This is a genomic window from Pseudoalteromonas sp. MMG007, assembly GCF_018100985.1.
Taxonomy (GTDB): Bacteria; Pseudomonadota; Gammaproteobacteria; order Enterobacterales; family Alteromonadaceae; genus Pseudoalteromonas.
On sequence record NZ_JAGJEI010000002.1, the window covers coordinates 213253 to 230298 of the forward strand.

General features: G+C 38.2%; 14 protein-coding genes. 8 read left to right on the top strand and 6 right to left on the bottom strand.

Features of this window, described 5'->3' with window-relative positions:
• The first annotated feature begins 24 nt into the window (after positions 1-24).
• From purB to J8L71_RS04810, 3 genes are all read left to right on the top strand, one after another.
• Positions 25-1395 (top strand): adenylosuccinate lyase, encoded by a 1371-nt coding sequence (purB, locus tag J8L71_RS04800; RefSeq protein ID WP_210999513.1) that lies wholly within the window; start codon positions 25-27, stop codon positions 1393-1395.
• A 76-nt stretch (positions 1396-1471) separates the two neighbouring features.
• Positions 1472-2617: a cupin domain-containing protein gene (locus J8L71_RS04805; RefSeq protein WP_210999514.1), complete on the top strand. Its 1146-nt coding sequence runs from the start codon at positions 1472-1474 to the stop codon at positions 2615-2617.
• Positions 2618-2626: 9 nt separating this feature from the next.
• Entirely contained in the window at positions 2627-3085 is a 459-nt protein-coding gene (locus J8L71_RS04810) for a GNAT family N-acetyltransferase (protein ID WP_210999515.1), read from the top strand.
• Positions 3086-3138: 53 nt separating this feature from the next.
• Here J8L71_RS04810 and J8L71_RS04815 read toward each other — a convergent pair whose 3' ends face one another.
• Both J8L71_RS04815 and J8L71_RS04820 read right to left on the bottom strand, forming a co-directional pair.
• Positions 3139-3585 (bottom strand): DUF4826 family protein, encoded by a 447-nt coding sequence (locus tag J8L71_RS04815; RefSeq protein ID WP_138682425.1) that lies wholly within the window; start codon positions 3583-3585, stop codon positions 3139-3141.
• A gap of 115 nt (positions 3586-3700) precedes the next feature.
• Positions 3701-5104 carry a M28 family metallopeptidase gene (locus tag J8L71_RS04820; protein WP_210999516.1) on the bottom strand — a complete coding sequence of 468 codons (1404 nt, stop codon included), beginning with the start codon at positions 5102-5104 and terminating at the stop codon, positions 3701-3703.
• 196 nt (positions 5105-5300) lie between these two features.
• On the opposite strand from J8L71_RS04820, the gene J8L71_RS04825 reads away from it, so the two are divergent.
• The gene (locus tag J8L71_RS04825) at positions 5301-6101 is read left to right on the top strand and encodes a hypothetical protein (RefSeq protein WP_210999517.1); all 801 of its coding nucleotides are present in this window, start codon (positions 5301-5303) and stop codon (positions 6099-6101) included.
• A gap of 3 nt (positions 6102-6104) precedes the next feature.
• Here J8L71_RS04825 and J8L71_RS04830 read toward each other — a convergent pair whose 3' ends face one another.
• Entirely contained in the window at positions 6105-6509 is a 405-nt protein-coding gene (locus J8L71_RS04830; protein ID WP_210999518.1) for a GFA family protein, read from the bottom strand.
• Positions 6510-6721: 212 nt separating this feature from the next.
• Between J8L71_RS04830 and J8L71_RS04835 the strand changes: the two genes are divergently transcribed.
• Entirely contained in the window at positions 6722-7558 is an 837-nt protein-coding gene (locus tag J8L71_RS04835; protein ID WP_210999519.1) for a hypothetical protein, read from the top strand.
• A gap of 85 nt (positions 7559-7643) precedes the next feature.
• Entirely contained in the window at positions 7644-9491 is a 1848-nt protein-coding gene (locus J8L71_RS04840; protein WP_210999520.1) for an ABC transporter ATP-binding protein, read from the top strand.
• 113 nt (positions 9492-9604) lie between these two features.
• On the opposite strand, the gene J8L71_RS04845 is transcribed toward J8L71_RS04840, so the two are convergent.
• The 3 genes from J8L71_RS04845 to J8L71_RS04855 all read right to left on the bottom strand — a co-directional run bounded on the left by J8L71_RS04845 (position 9605) and on the right by J8L71_RS04855 (position 13869).
• Positions 9605-10024: an MAPEG family protein gene (locus J8L71_RS04845; RefSeq protein ID WP_210999521.1), complete on the bottom strand. Its 420-nt coding sequence runs from the start codon at positions 10022-10024 to the stop codon at positions 9605-9607.
• 174 nt (positions 10025-10198) lie between these two features.
• On the bottom strand, positions 10199-12481 hold the full coding sequence (locus J8L71_RS04850; protein ID WP_348771783.1) for a diguanylate cyclase: 2283 nt from the start codon (positions 12479-12481) through the stop codon (positions 10199-10201).
• Positions 12482-12759: 278 nt separating this feature from the next.
• A complete protein-coding gene (locus tag J8L71_RS04855) occupies positions 12760-13869 on the bottom strand; it encodes an endonuclease/exonuclease/phosphatase family protein (protein ID WP_210999522.1) in 1110 nt (369 codons plus the stop codon).
• A 244-nt stretch (positions 13870-14113) separates the two neighbouring features.
• On the opposite strand from J8L71_RS04855, the gene J8L71_RS04860 reads away from it, so the two are divergent.
• Together J8L71_RS04860 and J8L71_RS04865 are read left to right on the top strand one after the other, a co-directional pair.
• Positions 14114-15376, top strand: a complete 1263-nt coding sequence (locus J8L71_RS04860) for a valine--pyruvate transaminase (RefSeq protein WP_210999523.1) — start codon at positions 14114-14116, stop codon at positions 15374-15376.
• Positions 15377-15761: 385 nt separating this feature from the next.
• Positions 15762-16961 carry an Nramp family divalent metal transporter gene (locus J8L71_RS04865; protein ID WP_210999524.1) on the top strand — a complete coding sequence of 400 codons (1200 nt, stop codon included), beginning with the start codon at positions 15762-15764 and terminating at the stop codon, positions 16959-16961.
• Positions 16962-17046: the final 85 nt, after the last annotated feature.

A 17046-nucleotide genomic window follows, 5' to 3' on the forward strand; every position in this document is an offset into this window, starting at 1 on the left:
TCAAACTAAAATTTAGGAGTTATTATGGAGCTTTCAGCGTTAACGGCTATCTCTCCAGTGGATGGTCGCTACGGCAGCAAAACCACTGAACTACGTAGTATTTTCAGCGAATTTGGCTTAATCAAATACCGCGTAATTGTTGAAGTGCGTTGGTTGCAAGCGTTAGCTGCAGCAAGCGAAATTAAAGAAGTACCTGCATTTAGCGAACAAGCAAATGCACTTTTAAACGCCATTGTAGATAACTTTAGCGAAGCAGATGCACAACGTGTTAAAGATATTGAACGTACAACTAATCACGATGTTAAAGCGGTTGAATACCTACTAAAAGAAAAAGTAGCCGACAACGCAGAGCTTCATGCAATTAACGAATTTATCCACTTTGCATGTACCTCTGAAGACATCAATAACCTATCTCATGGTTTAATGCTAACTGAAGCTCGTAATAAGGTTTTACTACCTTACTGTGATGATTTACTTAGCGCTATTAAAGAAAAAGCAGTTGAGTATAAAGCAATCCCAATGATGACACGTACGCACGGACAACCTGCTACACCATCAACTATGGGTAAAGAGTTTGCAAACGTATACATGCGTTTAAAGCGTCAACGCGACCAAATTGCTCAAGTTGAAATGCTAGGTAAAGTAAACGGTGCGGTTGGTAACTACAATGCTCACCTAAGCGCTTACCCAGATTACGACTGGCATACACATGCAGATAAGTTTGTATCAAGCTTAGGTTTAACACTGAACCCATTTACTACTCAAATTGAACCGCATGACTACATAGCTGAGTTATTCGATGCTATCGCTCGATTTAACACTATATTGCTCGATTTTGATCGTGATATGTGGGGTTACATTGCACTTAATCACTTTAAGCAAAAAACAATAGCGGGTGAAATAGGTTCATCAACTATGCCGCATAAAGTTAATCCTATTGATTTTGAAAACTCAGAAGGTAACTTAGGCTTAGCTAATGCTATTTTTGCTCATCTTGGACAAAAATTACCAGTATCGCGCTGGCAGCGCGACCTTACCGATTCTACTGTTTTACGTAACCTTGGTGTGGGTATGGGTTATGCGCTTATTGCTTATCAATCAACACTTAAAGGTGTTAGTAAGCTTGAAGTTAACGAGCAACGTTTGCTTGAAGAGCTTGACCAAAACTGGGAATTATTAGCAGAGCCAATTCAAACGGTAATGCGTAAATACGGTATCGAAAAGCCATACGAAAAACTTAAAGATTTAACCCGTGGTAAGCGCGTAAATCAAGAAATTATGGCTGACTTTATCGATGGTTTAGACCTTCCAGAGCACGCTAAAGTAGAAATGAAAAAACTAACACCTGCCAACTACATTGGCCGCGCTGTTGAGTTTATTGACGATTTAGTTTAAATACTAAATTGCGCATATAAAAAGCGAAAGGATAATCCCTTTCGCTTTTTTTGTCTTAAATTTATAGGCCAACTCTATGTACCAACTAAAAATAAACAACCTCTCTGAGCAAGATTTTTTAACCCATTTTTGGCAAAAAAAACCACTGCTAATAAAGCAAGGCTTTAGTAATTTTAACGATCCAATTGAAGCTGAAGAATTAGCAGGCCTAGCTATGGAACAAAGCATAGAGTCGCGCATTGTCACTAACCACAATAACGACTGGCAAGCACACCAAGGTCCATTTGAAAACTTTGAATTATTAACAGAAGAACATTCAACATTACTTGTTCAAGCAGTTGATCATTGGCATTGCGAGGCAGCGCAATTACTAGAGCCATTTAGATTTATTCCTAATTGGCGAATTGATGATTTAATGGTTAGCTATTCAACGCCTAAAGGCGGTGTTGGCCCTCATTTAGATCAGTACGATGTGTTTATTATTCAAGGTGAAGGTAAGCGTCATTGGCGTGTTGGTCTACCTGACCCAACACTTAAGCAATTTGCTCAAAACAAAAAACTACTTCAAGTTGAGCCTTTTGAAGCCGTAATAGACTGTATATTAGAGCCAGGCGATATTTTATATATTCCGCCTGGTTGCCCACATGAAGGTTATGCCGTTGAAAACGCACTTAACTATTCAGTCGGATTTAGAGCACCTAACCAACAAGATTTACTATCAAGTTTTGCCGATCATATTATTGATACCGAAAGCGGTCAAAAGCGTTATACCGACCATAACCTTACTCTTAGAGAATCAAAAGGTGAGCTAACTAATCTTGAAGTTGATAAAGTTAAAACTTTGATGGGCGCCCTTTTAGAAAACGACGAACTCTTTAAACAATGGCTTGGAAATACGCTAAGCCAAGCTAAACACGAAATGGATTTAGCGCCATTAGAAGATGAGCTTTCAAGTGACGAAACAACCCAATTGCTAAACAATGAAAGCAATGTGTTTGAGCGTTTGGGCGGTGTTAGAGCCATTTATCAAATACTTGAGAGTACAGTATTACTAAGTGTTAATGGTGAAAATTATGAACTGCCAACGAGCGATATAAATGCTATTAAATTACTTACTGATAGCAGCTATTTTAATAGCGAAGATTTAATGGCTCATCAACCAAGTCTAGAATTTATTAAAACCTTTACTACACTAGTTAATGAAGGAATATGGTACAACTAGAGGTGAACTATGGGCTATCGAGTTACCGAAGTAGATTGGAACAGGCAAAAAAGTTTGTTACAACAAATACGAGAACGCGTATTTGTATACGAGTTACATATACCCAAAAAAGTAGAATTCGATAGCCTAGATGAAATATGCCAACACGTACTCGTTACCGACGAGTCTGCGCAAGCCGTAGCAACGGGCAGATTATGCAGTGACGGCTTAATTGGTCGTATTGCGGTGCTTCCAGAGCATCGTAACCGCCTTGTATATCAATCACTTTTAAACTTTATTGTTGCGCTGGCTTCCCGCCAGGGTATTAATACTATTTGTATTAATTGTATTTTAAACGAAGTTCAACTTTTCAATCAAAATGGTTTTATAAAACAAGGATGTGTGTTTATGGAAGCCGGCATACCCAGGCAAAGAATGCAGTGCGAAGTAGACGACTTTGTTACTAAGCCATTTACACTTGTGCATTAAAAAAGGGCAATTCATAATTTGCCCTTTTAATTTTTACTTAACTTAAATGCTGATTACTTAGGCTCGTTAGCCCATAACTGTTCGTTTTCATGCATTTCGTACAAACCATGTGCACGATTTATAAGTAAGTTTGCAAAGTTAACTTGTGTTTGGTCTTTAGCACCAACACTCATTATTTGATCAGCCTTTAACTGCCACTGTAATGAAAAGTAACGCATAGCATCACGTGCATCTTTTGCTGCACTTACCTCTGCATGATCTGTTGGTAAACGCCCAGTAACAACCCAGTACGTTTTGCCATTTTGCGCTTTAAACTTCCACATAGCGCAAAGAGGAGCCAAAAAGCGACTATCTTTATCTACTACAGATTTTGGCATAATGCCTTTTTCTGCTAAATATTTTTGTGCATTTTGAAAACACTCACGTTGCCATGCAATGCGCTGCTCTGGTGTTATAACTTGCTCTTTTTCTGTTAACGGTTTTTTTTCTTGTTGCTGCATTTTTTTATTAACCTTATTACTTCTTTTTTAACACTCTAAGGGCATAACAAATAAGGTGCAAGCATAAAACACCTGCTTTGCACCTAATAAGATGTGTTTGCTGGGTTTTTAAGCGTTATTTAATATTATGATCAAAAGAGCCTACATCGCCAGGAAATACAACTGGCGATTCAACCCCGTCCTTGCTTACAGAAGCCACACCAAAGTAATAGTTATCAATCACCACATTTTTAAGCGTATAGTTTGTTACATTCCCTACATATTTACTAAACTGCCACTGTGGCTCGCTTGTGTAACGCCAATAAATTTTATAGCCGGCAATATTATTATCATCACTGCTTGCCCATGTAAAAGACGTATCGGCCGTAACCGCTCCAGATATTTTAACTTGTTTAGGAGGTGCTGGTGCCCACGCCATAGAGGCCATAGTTACTGCATTAAGTGAAGTGAGCTTTGCTGTGTAGTCAAAATCAACACCTTCGATAGTATCGCCATACTCAATGCCCTCTTCTGTTCGTAAATCTTGGTGCTGGCGATCGTAATGTTCATTAGTTTCCATAATGCGCACCGCTGCAAAACCAGCATCGTTAAACGGGCGATGATGCCCGCCTCGACCAAAGCGATCCAACCTGTAAACTAACATTGTATCTAAATTCTCAATGTACCTATCGGCAACTGTATCAATATAACGCGCTAAATTACGACTAGCCGAGTCGACTTCACCACCGGTAAAGCGGCGTGTTCTTGCTTGTTCTTTAGTTTCAACAACACGAGTGCCTTCAGAAAATATACGTGCGGTTGTATTATCGGTAACGCCGTTAATACCTGTAATATTGCCTATCATGTCGTTATTTAACACGCCATGTACTTGCCAATCATGCTTTTGCGCATAGGCTGTGAGTATTTTACCGCCAAACAAACCTTGTTCTTCACCTGACAAAGCGGCATATACAACTGAGCCATTAAACTTATATTTACTCAGTACGCGTGCCGCTTCAATAACCCCAGCAACGCCCGATGCATTATCATTAGCACCGGGAGAATCACTCGTAAAATCCATAACATCGCTCACACGTGAGTCAATATCACCCGACATTATCACCATTCTATTAGGCTCAGTAGCACCGCGTTGTATAGCAACAATATTTACTACTTCAACAGGGTTAGGTATACGTTTTTCACCCGATATAGTGTCTTTTACTTCAATTATTTCAAGACAACCACCACATTGCGCTGATATTTTTTCAAACTCATTTTTGATCCAGCGCCTAGCAGCGCCAATACCACGAGTATTCGACTTAGTATCAGAAAGTGTATGGCGAGTTCCAAAATCCACCAGCGTTTGAATATCGCTGCCAATATGTTCAGCTGATACTTGAGCTGCTATGTCATGTAACTTTTGTTGGTCGGTATATTGTAATTGTGTTTGCCCATGTGCTGACATAGTAACGCTACATGCACCAGCAAGTACGCTAAGTTTAAGTAATCTTGTTGAGATTTTAAAAGGTGTTTTAAGCATTTAATCGCTCCTCGTTATTATAAGGTTACCATTACTTAACTTAGGGTTGATGGCAATACATTTGAGGTAGACACTAAAACGAGCGCGCCCAAGTGCAATTAACAGGCTAAATTACAAACCTTGTTACATAATTAGTCTATGTTGATAGGTGTCTTTCATGGCACACTAGTGCTGTGTTTTTAAAAATAGTTAATATATGCGCCAGCTTAAAGAAGATACGGTAAAAACAAACCAAATTGAGTTTAAACCTACCCAATTTGGCCCGGTATGTGTTTATCAAAACACTCTGTATAAATGGCTTACCCTTGCTCAAAACACCAACGACGATGTGGTTATTCAAGGAATAATGAACCTCAAACACAACGAGCAAGTGTTAATACCTATCAACCAATGCATGTTTTTATTCTTATTGAGCCTTAAAACAACTACTTTGAATATTTTAAATTTAGGTTTAGGTACCGCAGGCTTTGAGCGTACCATGTATTATCTTAACGACCGCACTGCTTACATAAATTCAATCAATACCTTCTATACTGTAGAAATTAACCCAACAATCAACACCATAGCTAAGCAGCACTTTAATTTACCAAGTCACCATAACGTATATATTCAATCAGCTGAACACTATATAAAACAATGTACAAATACTTTTGATGTAATTGCGATTGATATATTTAGTGGCGAGCATCATCAACCTTTTTTAACATGCAGTGACTTTTGGCAAAACATTACTCGTTGTAGTGAAAAGCACAGTCAAATTTTGGTAAACTTAAATCCACAAACTGGGCAAGAGCTACAAGTATTATTAGTGTTACTGAGGCAGCACTTTAAGTGCATTGCGATTATTGAGTTTAACGAATACAAAAACATAGTCGTTATTTTGAGCCAGCAAACACTTATTCACATTAACGTTGAAGAAATACAAAATTCATCCGTTTTTAAGCAGATGGCCCCCCTACTGTACAACGAAATAAACAGTATTTATCATATAGAGTAACTTCTATCTTCCTGGCTCGTGTTGCTCATAACATGGCAGGCTTGTTTCTAGTTGTTCCCAGTTCGCTTTAGATGTAACAAAGTTATGAGACACCACTTGCTCGGTAATTTCTGAATCAATTAAGCCTAAACGAATTCTTACCCGGCTTTTATCATCACTGTTAGCACTGTAAATTGGTGAACCACAGCACTTACAAAAAAATCGTGCTCGCCCTGGTTTAAAATTAAATTCACTAAGTTTATTTGCGCCCTTAGTAACACTAAATTCAGACGTATTTACAAAGCCATTAGTAGCAAATGCAGTACCGCTGTTTTTTCGACAAAGCGAACAATGACAATGGATAATACTGCTAATACTTCCTGATATTTCAACCGTTATCTCGCCGCATAAACAAGTACCAGTGTACATAAAATCCCTTAATTATTTTGATTAGTCTATTTTAAAATAATAATACCGACTTAAAAATAAAACGTAAGTGTTAAGTTTCATTATAGGTACTCATTAAATACTTGTTGACTAACAAAATACAAATTGGTTATATAACTAGCTAAACTTAAAAATAAAAAATCGATAAATTGGTTAACCAATTTACGCTAATCAAAATCTTATAAAGAGCGCCTATGTGTATTAAACACACCCTATTACTACCTGTTCTCGTTTCGTTAGTTGCATGTAATCAAAATCATCATAATGCATCTTCATCGCAGTGGTTACTCATAGATAACTTTGAGAGTAATCTTAGTGACTGGCAAAAAGCAGATACCGACAATCAAACCAAGCCACATCAGCCCAACCCGCAAATAACAATAATTGAGCTGGAACAAAGCAGCGATCACGCTAATCACTATTTATTAAAAAAACCAGCAGCTGAAGGCGTAATTGGGAACCGTAAAGCACTTACTTATAAAAAACTGCCTAAACCAGTGCCCGTTGGCGAGACCTATACTTTTTATACACGTGTTAATGTTGCCGCCTTTCCTAATAATCATGCTTTTGGGCTTAGTAATTTACAGCCAAACGAAATAAACAAATATGGCTATGACGCATTTGAACCCACGCTTAGAGTGACCGATAAAGCCGAGTCGAACGGCCATATAAACGATGGCGCGCTGATGGTTAAAACTGATACTGGCTACAGCAACATTCAAAATTATAAAACAGCGCAATCAGCACAGCCTTTAAATACAAATACGTGGTACAACGTTTGGTATGTTGTAAATAACGCATCAGTAAAAATGCAGGGACAACAATACAATGTGTATGTACAAGGCGGAGAGTTTAAAACGCAAACGTTAGTCTATAAAAATGCTAAATTTAGAATGAAACGTGAGCTACCTCTAATTTATTTTTTGGCTAACTGTAATACTGGCCCGTTAAAAAAACCATACGGTAACGGCGGCCTCAAATACGATGATTTATACATGAGCCGCGGTATCAACCTTTCAAGCCCGCTTTAATAGATAATTTTACCTACAAACATAAACACGCGGTAAAACTAAAATGGTATGATACCCGCCATTATTTGCTATTTAAGTTTTTAAAATGTATCGATTATTTGAAAAAATGACCAACGCATTTCCTGAGGAAAAACCAACTCAGCCGCCCTCTACTTTATTTGCGTTTTGCCGCCATTACACCAAAGGCATGGAGCTATCGTTAGTGCTTATGTCTATCAGTGCAGCTCTTTTAGCTATATTAGAGGTATCACTATTTAGTTACATGGGCCAGCTAGTTGATTGGTTAGGCACATATACCCCGCAAACACTATTTGTAGAGCAAAAATCTGAGCTGATAAAAATGGCTGTTATGCTTTTAGTTGTACTGCCAATTGTTGTGTTTTTTCACTCTGCTATTTTGCATCAAGCATTATTGGGTAATTACCCAATGTCGATTCGCTGGTCGGCGCATCGTTATTTACTGCGTCAAAGTGTTAGCTTTTATCAAAATGAATTTGCAGGTCGCATTGCAACAAAAGTAATGCAAACCTCTTTAGCTATTCGCGAAGCCGTCATGAAACTGCTTGATGTACTTATGTACATAGTGGTTTATTTTGGCGCTATGGTGTTTTTAGTTGCTGAAGCTGATTGGCGCTTAATGCTACCGTTACTTGCATGGCTTGTACTATATGCTTCTATACAAATTTATTTTGTACCAAAACTTAAAAAAATTGCTAGCTCTCAAGCCGACGCTCGCTCAGAGATGACGGGGCGAATTGTCGATAGCTACACAAATATATCAACCATTAAGCTTTTTTCGTACACCCAACGCGAAGAGCAATATGCCAAACAAAGCATGGATGTATTTTTACAGCCGGTATATAAACAAATGCGCTTGGTAACCAGCCTTAACTTTGCAATAAATACCCTAAATTATTTATTAGTATTTAGTGTTGCCGCTTTATCACTTTATTTATGGTCACTTAGTGCAATTAGTGCCGGCGCTATTGCCGTGGCGGTTAGTTTGTCACTTAGATTAAACGGCATGGCGCAGTGGATAATGTGGGAAATAAGCAGCCTGTTCGAAAACATAGGTACCGCAACCGACGGTATGAAAACCCTCTCAAACCCAATTAATGTAGACGACAAACCAAACGCCACTACGCTTGAAGTAACTCAAGGTGGCATTGAGTTTGACAATGTACACTTTAACTACGGAAAAGCCGCTAACGAGACAAACCGCGGCCCGGTAATGAACGGATTAAATCTCAACATAAAACCGGGTGAAAAAATAGGTTTAGTTGGGCGATCTGGTGCTGGTAAATCTACGCTTGTTAACTTACTACTGCGCTTTTACGATACCGACTCAGGCAGTATTAAAATTGATGGCCAAAAAATAACGGATGTAAGCCAAGAAAGCCTACGCCGCTATATAGCTATGGTAACGCAAGACACGTCCTTGCTGCATCGCTCAGTAAAAGACAACATATTGTATGGTCGCCCCGACGCAACCCACGAGGAAATGTTAAATGCAGCCAAGCAAGCTAAAGCACTTGAATTTATAAACGATTTAGTAGATAGCAAAGGTAATAAAGGGTTTGACGCTCAGGTAGGCGAACGCGGTGTAACCCTCTCTGGCGGTCAGCGCCAACGTATTGCCATAGCACGCGTATTACTTAAAAACGCACCAATATTAATACTCGATGAGGCCACCAGCGCACTCGATTCAGAAGTAGAAGCAGCAATTCAAGCAAGTCTTGATGATTTGATGACGGGCAAAACGGTTATTGCTATTGCACATAGACTTTCAACCATTGCACAAATGGATAGATTAATTGTACTCGATAATGGCGGCGTAATTGAGCAAGGCTCTCACGATGAATTAATTGCAAAAGGTGGAATATATGCCGGCCTTTGGGCACATCAAACAGGCGGATTTATTGGGGTTGAGTAACTACTAATATAATACCCATAAAGCCGTAACTTTACATTGCACTACTATGTAATACAAAAAAGCGAAGACGCTATTAGCCTCTTCGCTTTTTTATTTACGTGATTTAAGATTTTTTATGCAATTAATCTTAAACCAATCATGACTAGCATAACCACGTTTGCCAGCACACCTATTAAAAAGAAGTAAGAACGCGGGCTTGGGTTTTTCTCAGTTGCTATAACGTAATAAAGCGCCATGTGAATTAATCGTGCTATTACATATACCCATACACACATAGCAAATATAGGGCTTTGGTAATTAATCACAAATGCAAACAACACAGTACCTATAAATAACGCACTATTTTCAAGCGAATTATGAAACGTACGATGCGCTCTAAAAATAAAGCTGTCGTGAGATAAGTCTTCATCAATTTTACCCGGCACAGCGTTTGGCTCTTTAGCTTTGCTAAATGTAGCCACCGCCCATTGCACAAGCAACATAATTAAGTATAGGTAAAAAGCCGAATAGGCCGAAAGTGCAACTTCAGTCATTATTAATCCCTTGTTTAGTATTTAACTAAATGCTTGTTGCAATTTAGAGACCCAAAATAAGCCATTGATATTTAGGCAGTAAATTCAATGACAGTAGTTACATATGTAAGTAACTCTCAATTTTGTATAAAATTTACTTATTATGAAGTACAAAAGATAGCATGAACAAACGCTTTATTCAGATCTGAAAAGCTTAAAATCTTCAAACGACGATTCCCATAAAACCACTTGATTTCGCCCTAAAGATTTTGCTTCATAAAGCGCCAAATCAGCTTGTTCAATCAATTCAGAAGGTGTTCTTGCGTTAAACTTAATAGACGTGACACCAAAACTGCATGTGACAGGAATTTCATCAAACATCGCTTTTTCTACCTTAATACGAAGGGCTTCTGCAATACGTATTGCTTGCTCTTTAGTGGTATTAGGTAAAATAATACAAAACTCTTCCCCACCAAAACGAGCAACACTATCACCAGCACGAACATTTGCTTGTAAAAGCTTTGCAACGCCAATGAGAACTGTGTCACCAACGCTGTGGCCATAGGTGTCATTAACAGCTTTAAAATGATCAATATCGACCATTAAAATACAGTATTCATCAATCTGAGGTAAATCTAAAAAATCCCGATTCATTACCTCAAATAAAATACGACGATTATAACAATTAGTTAGAGGATCTCTGGCTGCCAAGTAATCTAGTTCTTCATTACGCTTTTTAGACGCAATAAAACTTCGATAAACCAATAAAACAATTGTTAAACAAGCGGCTAATAAAAAAGCAAGCGCAATGCTTGCATATTTATTCTTCGAAAGCTCTAACTCAGATATAACTCTGGCTTGGCTAGAAATTTCAATTTCATTGTTTTTCTTAGCAAGTTCTAACTTATACAGCTTTTCTTTTTCTCTTAACATCTCCAGCTCTATTTCCATTTTGTAAGAATGCAAATGAGCTCTTTCAAGGGCCTGTTTATCTTCGTCTCTTTCGTTTTGAATAATTTTGTTTAACGCTATTTCCTCTTCTGCATAACGCAGCGACTCACTAATACGCCCACGTAATTTTTCAGCTAAACGGATCTCACGGTAAGCGTATTGCATATGTAACTTATCATCTATTTGGGTTGATAGAGCGAGTGATCTTTTTAGTAATGTAATGGCTTCATTTGTATCAATGCCGACTAATACCTCAGCAAGCGCTGTAAGCGACTTTATTTCATAAAGCTTGCTACCTGTTTTTTTAGCAAACGATAATGACTCTCTGTAATACTTTAATGCCTGGTCTTTGTTACCTTGTGCGCGATAAATATTAGCTATAATCCGCGTTGTCGTAGAAATGTAAGATGTTAAGTTTTTTGTTTTATAAGTTGCGTACGATCTTTTTGCAAATTGCATCGCTGCTTCTAAGTCACCAGAGTCAAGCTTTATAACAGCCATTTCTCTTAAGGCTGATGCCAGTGTTTTTTCTTCAACCATTCCCTTGGGTAAATCGATAGTTATTTGATAAAAAATTTCTGCCTGATCAAATTGCCTTAAACGAGTGTATATTAACCCCATTTGGTTTGCTGTTTTAGCAATACCAAGGGCATTATCTATTTTTTTATAATATGCATGTGCCTCATTAACATGCTCAAGTGATTTTTCATAAAGATTAATATGTCGATAAATAATACCTGCCCCTAGCAATGCTTTAGCTAAACCATCTGGGTCATTAATTTTTCTATGTATTTCTATCGCCTGATTAGAATACTCGAGTGCTACAACGAGGTTGTCTAAATATCGCTGCGCTTCAGCTAACGTATTTAGTGTGCGCGCCATTAACTTTAAATCACCTAAATGAGTGTAAACATCTAACGCTTTTTTATAAAAATGAGCCGTTTGTTCTCTATTTTTAAGGCGCTTATGCGATTGAGCTAACTTTTTGTATATTTCACCTAGCAGCTTCTGTGTTTGCACGTTTTGGTTAGTGAGGTAATTTAGTGCTGATATGTAGTGAGTGTTGGCAGCGTTGTATTGCTTTTGTTTGTAAAAAGAATCAGCTTTAATAATAAGTACCTGCGCGATTAAAAATGCATCATCATGTACGAGCGCTGTCGGAAGAAGAGTCTCAATGCTACTAGTAAGTTCATCGTAGCGTTTTTCGTCGAGTAAAATACTTATATAATGAATTGATGCCTTAATTTGATTACGCGCATCATTTAGCCTTCGATAGTTATGAGAGGATTGTAAATAGTGATGGAGTGCTTTTTCAGTATTGTTATTCTTTTGATACGCTTTGCCTAATAAGTTATGCAATTTTGCAGCTAACAGCACATCATTAGCGCTTTGAGCTTTTAACAGTAACTTTTTACTGAGTTCAATACTTGTTATTACATCAGTTCCTAAAAGTAACTCCGATCTTTTTAGCAGTTCCCTATTAGATTCTCTACTTGAACTATGTGGGGTAATTTCTTGTGCGCTCACGTTACTTAACGTAATAAAAAGAGTGAAGAGTAAGGTTTTGATTAAAAATTTAGGGTTGTAGCTTCGATTGAAAACTAAGGCTCCCACCTGAGAAGTGAAGTCCATTTTTCGAGTATGATTGCAGTAGGTATAAAATTCCATATTTACCATTTAAGTAATTTATTATTGTTTTAACTCTAAATTCTGGCGACAACGTATACAAATTAGTGCGTTTGGTCAAGTCTCTTACTTATATGAATACTTCTAACGTGCACTTTGAGTATAAGCATTAAAACAACTTAACTTCTTAGTTTAAGCGTTATAAGTACTACACCATGATCAGTCGTTAAATCATCTTGCTCGTACCGAGGGTTAATTAAATGTCTATCATACGTACTGTAGTCACTTACTTCATAAAAACTGTCATCGTAACTAGCATCAAACTCACACGACAATAAAATGTAATCCAGTACAGAGCTACTTGTACCATAGTAATGTGTAGGCGCTCTTAAAGGTATAAGCTTAGCCAAATCTACGTTTTTTGCGTGATTTTTATTTATTACCCCAGTATTTTCAATACTACCACAATTATTATCACTTAAAATCTTGTCTAATGTAACTGTATTACTGCTATCTTCATCGTTAAGCAGCTGTGCCTTTGCGTACAAATCCCATGAATCATTCAAGCAATATTTAGCTAGGTAAGCTTTTGTATCAACCGCAGGGGCAAAGCGCAGTGTACTTGTAAGTAAATGGCTAAGTACACTATCATTTAATTCGTTATTAAAATCCCCCATTAACACCATGGGCTGTTGCGTAGCTTCTCTACGTGCGATCATTTGTATCATTAATAGTGTAGCTTCACTACCACGCTGAATCGTTGAGGCCCACCCACCTGCTACATTCGCTTTTAATATCTCGATTATGTTTTGCTCTGGTGTAAGCTCTTTATTGTGTTCATTAACTTCGATAGATGGGCGCTTAGATTTAAAATGCACTACATAACAATCGGTTTTGCCTATGTGCGGCAAAGTAACCGTAGCTCTTAGTACTTTTCGGCTAAATATAAAGTTAGTATTAAGGCCAAGCTTACTTGCAAGCTCACTATCGTGCTCAACCGCTGTCACTTCAATAATTGGGTATTTTGATGCAATAGCTACTACCGGGCGTTTATAAATAAAATCGTCTATTACTTCAGGTGTATCAACTACCGCAAAGTAGTTATAACCTTGCTCCTGCGTTAGTGCTTTTAGAGATTCAATACTAAACACTTCCTGAAAACCAATTACATCCGGAGTGTGCTGTGTTAAATAATCAACAATCCAACGCTGTTTTCTTGCCCATTGTTCGACAGTATAAATTTTTTCAAATTCGTAATATGCATTAGGTGGTGCAAGATAGTTAAACAAGTTAAATGTGGCTATTTTAAGTTGCGTATTTTTAACTTCTGTAGGGTTTAAATCACCCGCAGTTACTATGCTTGGCTGTGAAGAACACTCAGAATTACTAATAACAATTACCCTGCTTATTTATATTGTTTAATTATACCTTACTGCATATTAAAACCTAAGCAGTGAAATATTCTCAACATGCGATTTAGGCCCATTATTTACGTTATACTTGCCGCCCCGTTATTAACGTAATACAGGTATTATGAACTACTCAAATTTTGGCACTAAATTTACACAACCCAATGGTATAACGCAGCTTATGGAAGATTTAGGCAGCGCCAACAGCAGCAATAACCCAAACATTGTGATGCTTGGCGGTGGTAACCCTGCACAAGTGCCACACGTCAATGCCGTATTTTTAGATGAATTACAAAAATTAGTAGCCAGTAATAAAGTATCGCAAGTGTTTGGTTTATACGACGGCCCAACCGGTAACGATGAATTTAGAGCAGCCCTTGCCAAACAACTTAATAGCGAGTTTGCATGGGGATTAACCGCCGATAACGTAGCGCTGGGTAATGGCAGCCAAGCTAACTTTTTTGTATTATTTAATATGTTGGCAGGCGAAATGCCTGATGACAGCCACAAAAGGATTTTATTTCCACTTGCGCCTGAGTACGTAGGCTATGCCGATCAAGGTTTAGCCGATGATATGTTTGTGGCAATAAAGCCCGACATCGAAATCTTAAATACCGCTGATGGTTCAAAACAATTTAAATATGTAATTGATTTTGACGCGGTTGAAAAAGTACTCGCCAACGATAGCAGCATAAGTGCGCTGTGCGTATCGCGCCCTACCAACCCAACCGGCAATGTAATTACCGATGAAGAAGTACGCCACCTAGACGCCCTAGCACACAAATACAATATTCCTCTTATTATTGATAACGCCTATGGCGACCCATTCCCAGGCTGTATTTACACCGATGCAAACCTAACGTGGAACTCAAACATTATATTATGCATGTCGCTTTCAAAACTGGGTTTGCCAGGCCTGCGTACAGGTATTGTGGTTGCTAATAACGAGATTATTAAAGCCATTGGCCGCGTTAATGGATCTATGGTGTTATCACCTAATGCTATTGGCCCAAGCTTAGTAACGCGCTTAATTAACGACGGCGAACTACTGCCTCTTTGTAAAAATACTGTACTGCCTTTTTATAAAAATAAAGCCCAAACTGCGATTAATTTGTTTGATGAAATTTTTGCAGACCTTCCTGTGTATTTACATAAGCTCGAAGGCGCTTTTTTTATGTGGTTATGGTTTAAAGACTCAAAAATAACCAGCGAAATGCTTTATCAAAAACTTAAAGAGCAAGACGTGTATATCATTCCCGGGCACAACTTTTTTATTGGCATTGAAGATAGCTGGGAGCACAAACATCAGTGCGTGCGTATAAACTACGCTAACGATGAAACAATGCTTAGAAAAGGCTTAGAGGCAATTAAAGCACTCATAATGTAACTGCACGAATGCCAATATTAATATCGGCATTCGTCAATTAGCTTATATTCATTTAAATTTGCTGCATATAAAACTCTGCCTTTTTTTGCAGCAAGTATAATTTAAACTTAGCGCCTTCGTGTACAAACCTCCCCCTAACCAGCGACTCGTTTAATATTTAATCAAACGCATTTTATCCCCTTTAAATTTATATATAAATTGGTATCCTACGCGACCTTTTTTAGCATATGCTTATAAAAAAGAACCTGTCATGGAGCGACTATCGCTGCAGGGCACTTATTTTAAGTGGCAGCTTTAACACAACAGGCATCGCGTATAATTATTGATTTTAAACGTAAGATGTAACTTTAAATAGCAACATGCATTAGCACTATTAAGGTCAATTATGCGATTAGGACCAGGACTACTCGTCACTGCAGCCTTCATTGGGCCAGGAACCATTACTACCGCAAGCGTGGCAGGTGCAAACTTTGGTTTTGCACTTATATGGACATTACTGTTTTCAGTTATTGCCACCATATTATTACAATCTATGGCGGCACGCCTTGGCGTAGCAACAGGGCAAGACTTAGCTCAAGCACTCAGAGCACATATTCAAACGCCTTTATTTAAATCTTTGGCTATATTTTTAGTTATCAGTGCCATTGGTGTGGGCAGTGCAGCCTATGAAGCAGGTAATTTAAGTGGCGCTAGTATGGGCTTAATTGAAATATTCCCGCAAGTGAACGCTCAAATATGGACGCCTCTCATTGCATTTTTAAGTGCTGCATTGCTGTATAGCGGTAAACATAAAGTGGTAGAAAACGCGCTTATTATATTGGTTATTTTAATGAGCTTAGTGTTTATCTCTACACTTGTAATGGCATCGCCTTCATTGGGCGATGTATTTGCTGGCTTTATTCCTAGTATGCCAGAGGGTTCTATTACAACCATACTCGCTTTAGTTGGCACTACCATTGTGCCATACAACCTGTTTTTACATTCAGGTGTGCTCGCCGCTAGGCATAATAGCAATAGCGATTTAAATAAGGTCATTAAACAAACTAATGTCGATACCGGCCTCTCTATTACCTTGGGAGGCGTAATCACATTAGCTATTTTATCTACCGCATCGGTCGCTTTTTATGGCACAGACGCAGGGAAAATTAGTGCAGCAAACATGGCCGTACAATTAGAGCCGTTGCTTGGCGAAGCAGCTCATTACTTTTTTGCCATTGGATTATTTGCTGCAGGATTAACAAGCGCTATTACAGCGCCGCTTGCAGGTGCTTATGCTGTATCTGGCATGTTGGGGTGGTCTAATAATATGAGTAATGCACGCTTTAAAGGCGTTGCTATTGTTATTTTATTGTTTGGCGCTGCGGTAGCCTCACTCGACTTAGACCCTGTCACGGTCATTATATTCGCACAAGCGGCTAACGGATTATTACTTCCAATTGTTAGTACCTACCTTATATGGCTGGTCAATCAAAAAAGAGTAATGGGAAACTACACTAATTCTTTGGTTTTAAACCTGGTGACCTTACCCGTTTTAATCCTAATATTTGGATTAAGTAGCTACAAACTCGTTAGCTTAATATTTTAATCTAATTCTAGAAACCATACTAAAAGGCCGCTGTTTACTATAAACAGCGGCCTTTATTTATTAATCAGTAAATAACGTATGCGCC

Coding starts and splice junctions, on each gene's coding strand:
- purB (WP_210999513.1), top strand. CDS start 25: ATGGAGCTTTCAGCGTTAACGGCTATCTCTCCAGTGGATGGTCGCTAC.
- J8L71_RS04805 (WP_210999514.1), top strand. CDS start 1,472: ATGTACCAACTAAAAATAAACAACCTCTCTGAGCAAGATTTTTTAACC.
- J8L71_RS04810 (WP_210999515.1), top strand. CDS start 2,627: ATGGGCTATCGAGTTACCGAAGTAGATTGGAACAGGCAAAAAAGTTTG.
- J8L71_RS04815 (WP_138682425.1), bottom strand. CDS start 3,585: ATGCAGCAACAAGAAAAAAAACCGTTAACAGAAAAAGAGCAAGTTATA.
- J8L71_RS04820 (WP_210999516.1), bottom strand. CDS start 5,104: ATGCTTAAAACACCTTTTAAAATCTCAACAAGATTACTTAAACTTAGC.
- J8L71_RS04825 (WP_210999517.1), top strand. CDS start 5,301: ATGCGCCAGCTTAAAGAAGATACGGTAAAAACAAACCAAATTGAGTTT.
- J8L71_RS04830 (WP_210999518.1), bottom strand. CDS start 6,509: ATGTACACTGGTACTTGTTTATGCGGCGAGATAACGGTTGAAATATCA.
- J8L71_RS04835 (WP_210999519.1), top strand. CDS start 6,722: ATGTGTATTAAACACACCCTATTACTACCTGTTCTCGTTTCGTTAGTT.
- J8L71_RS04840 (WP_210999520.1), top strand. CDS start 7,644: ATGTATCGATTATTTGAAAAAATGACCAACGCATTTCCTGAGGAAAAA.
- J8L71_RS04845 (WP_210999521.1), bottom strand. CDS start 10,024: ATGACTGAAGTTGCACTTTCGGCCTATTCGGCTTTTTACCTATACTTA.
- J8L71_RS04860 (WP_210999523.1), top strand. CDS start 14,114: ATGAACTACTCAAATTTTGGCACTAAATTTACACAACCCAATGGTATA.
- J8L71_RS04865 (WP_210999524.1), top strand. CDS start 15,762: ATGCGATTAGGACCAGGACTACTCGTCACTGCAGCCTTCATTGGGCCA.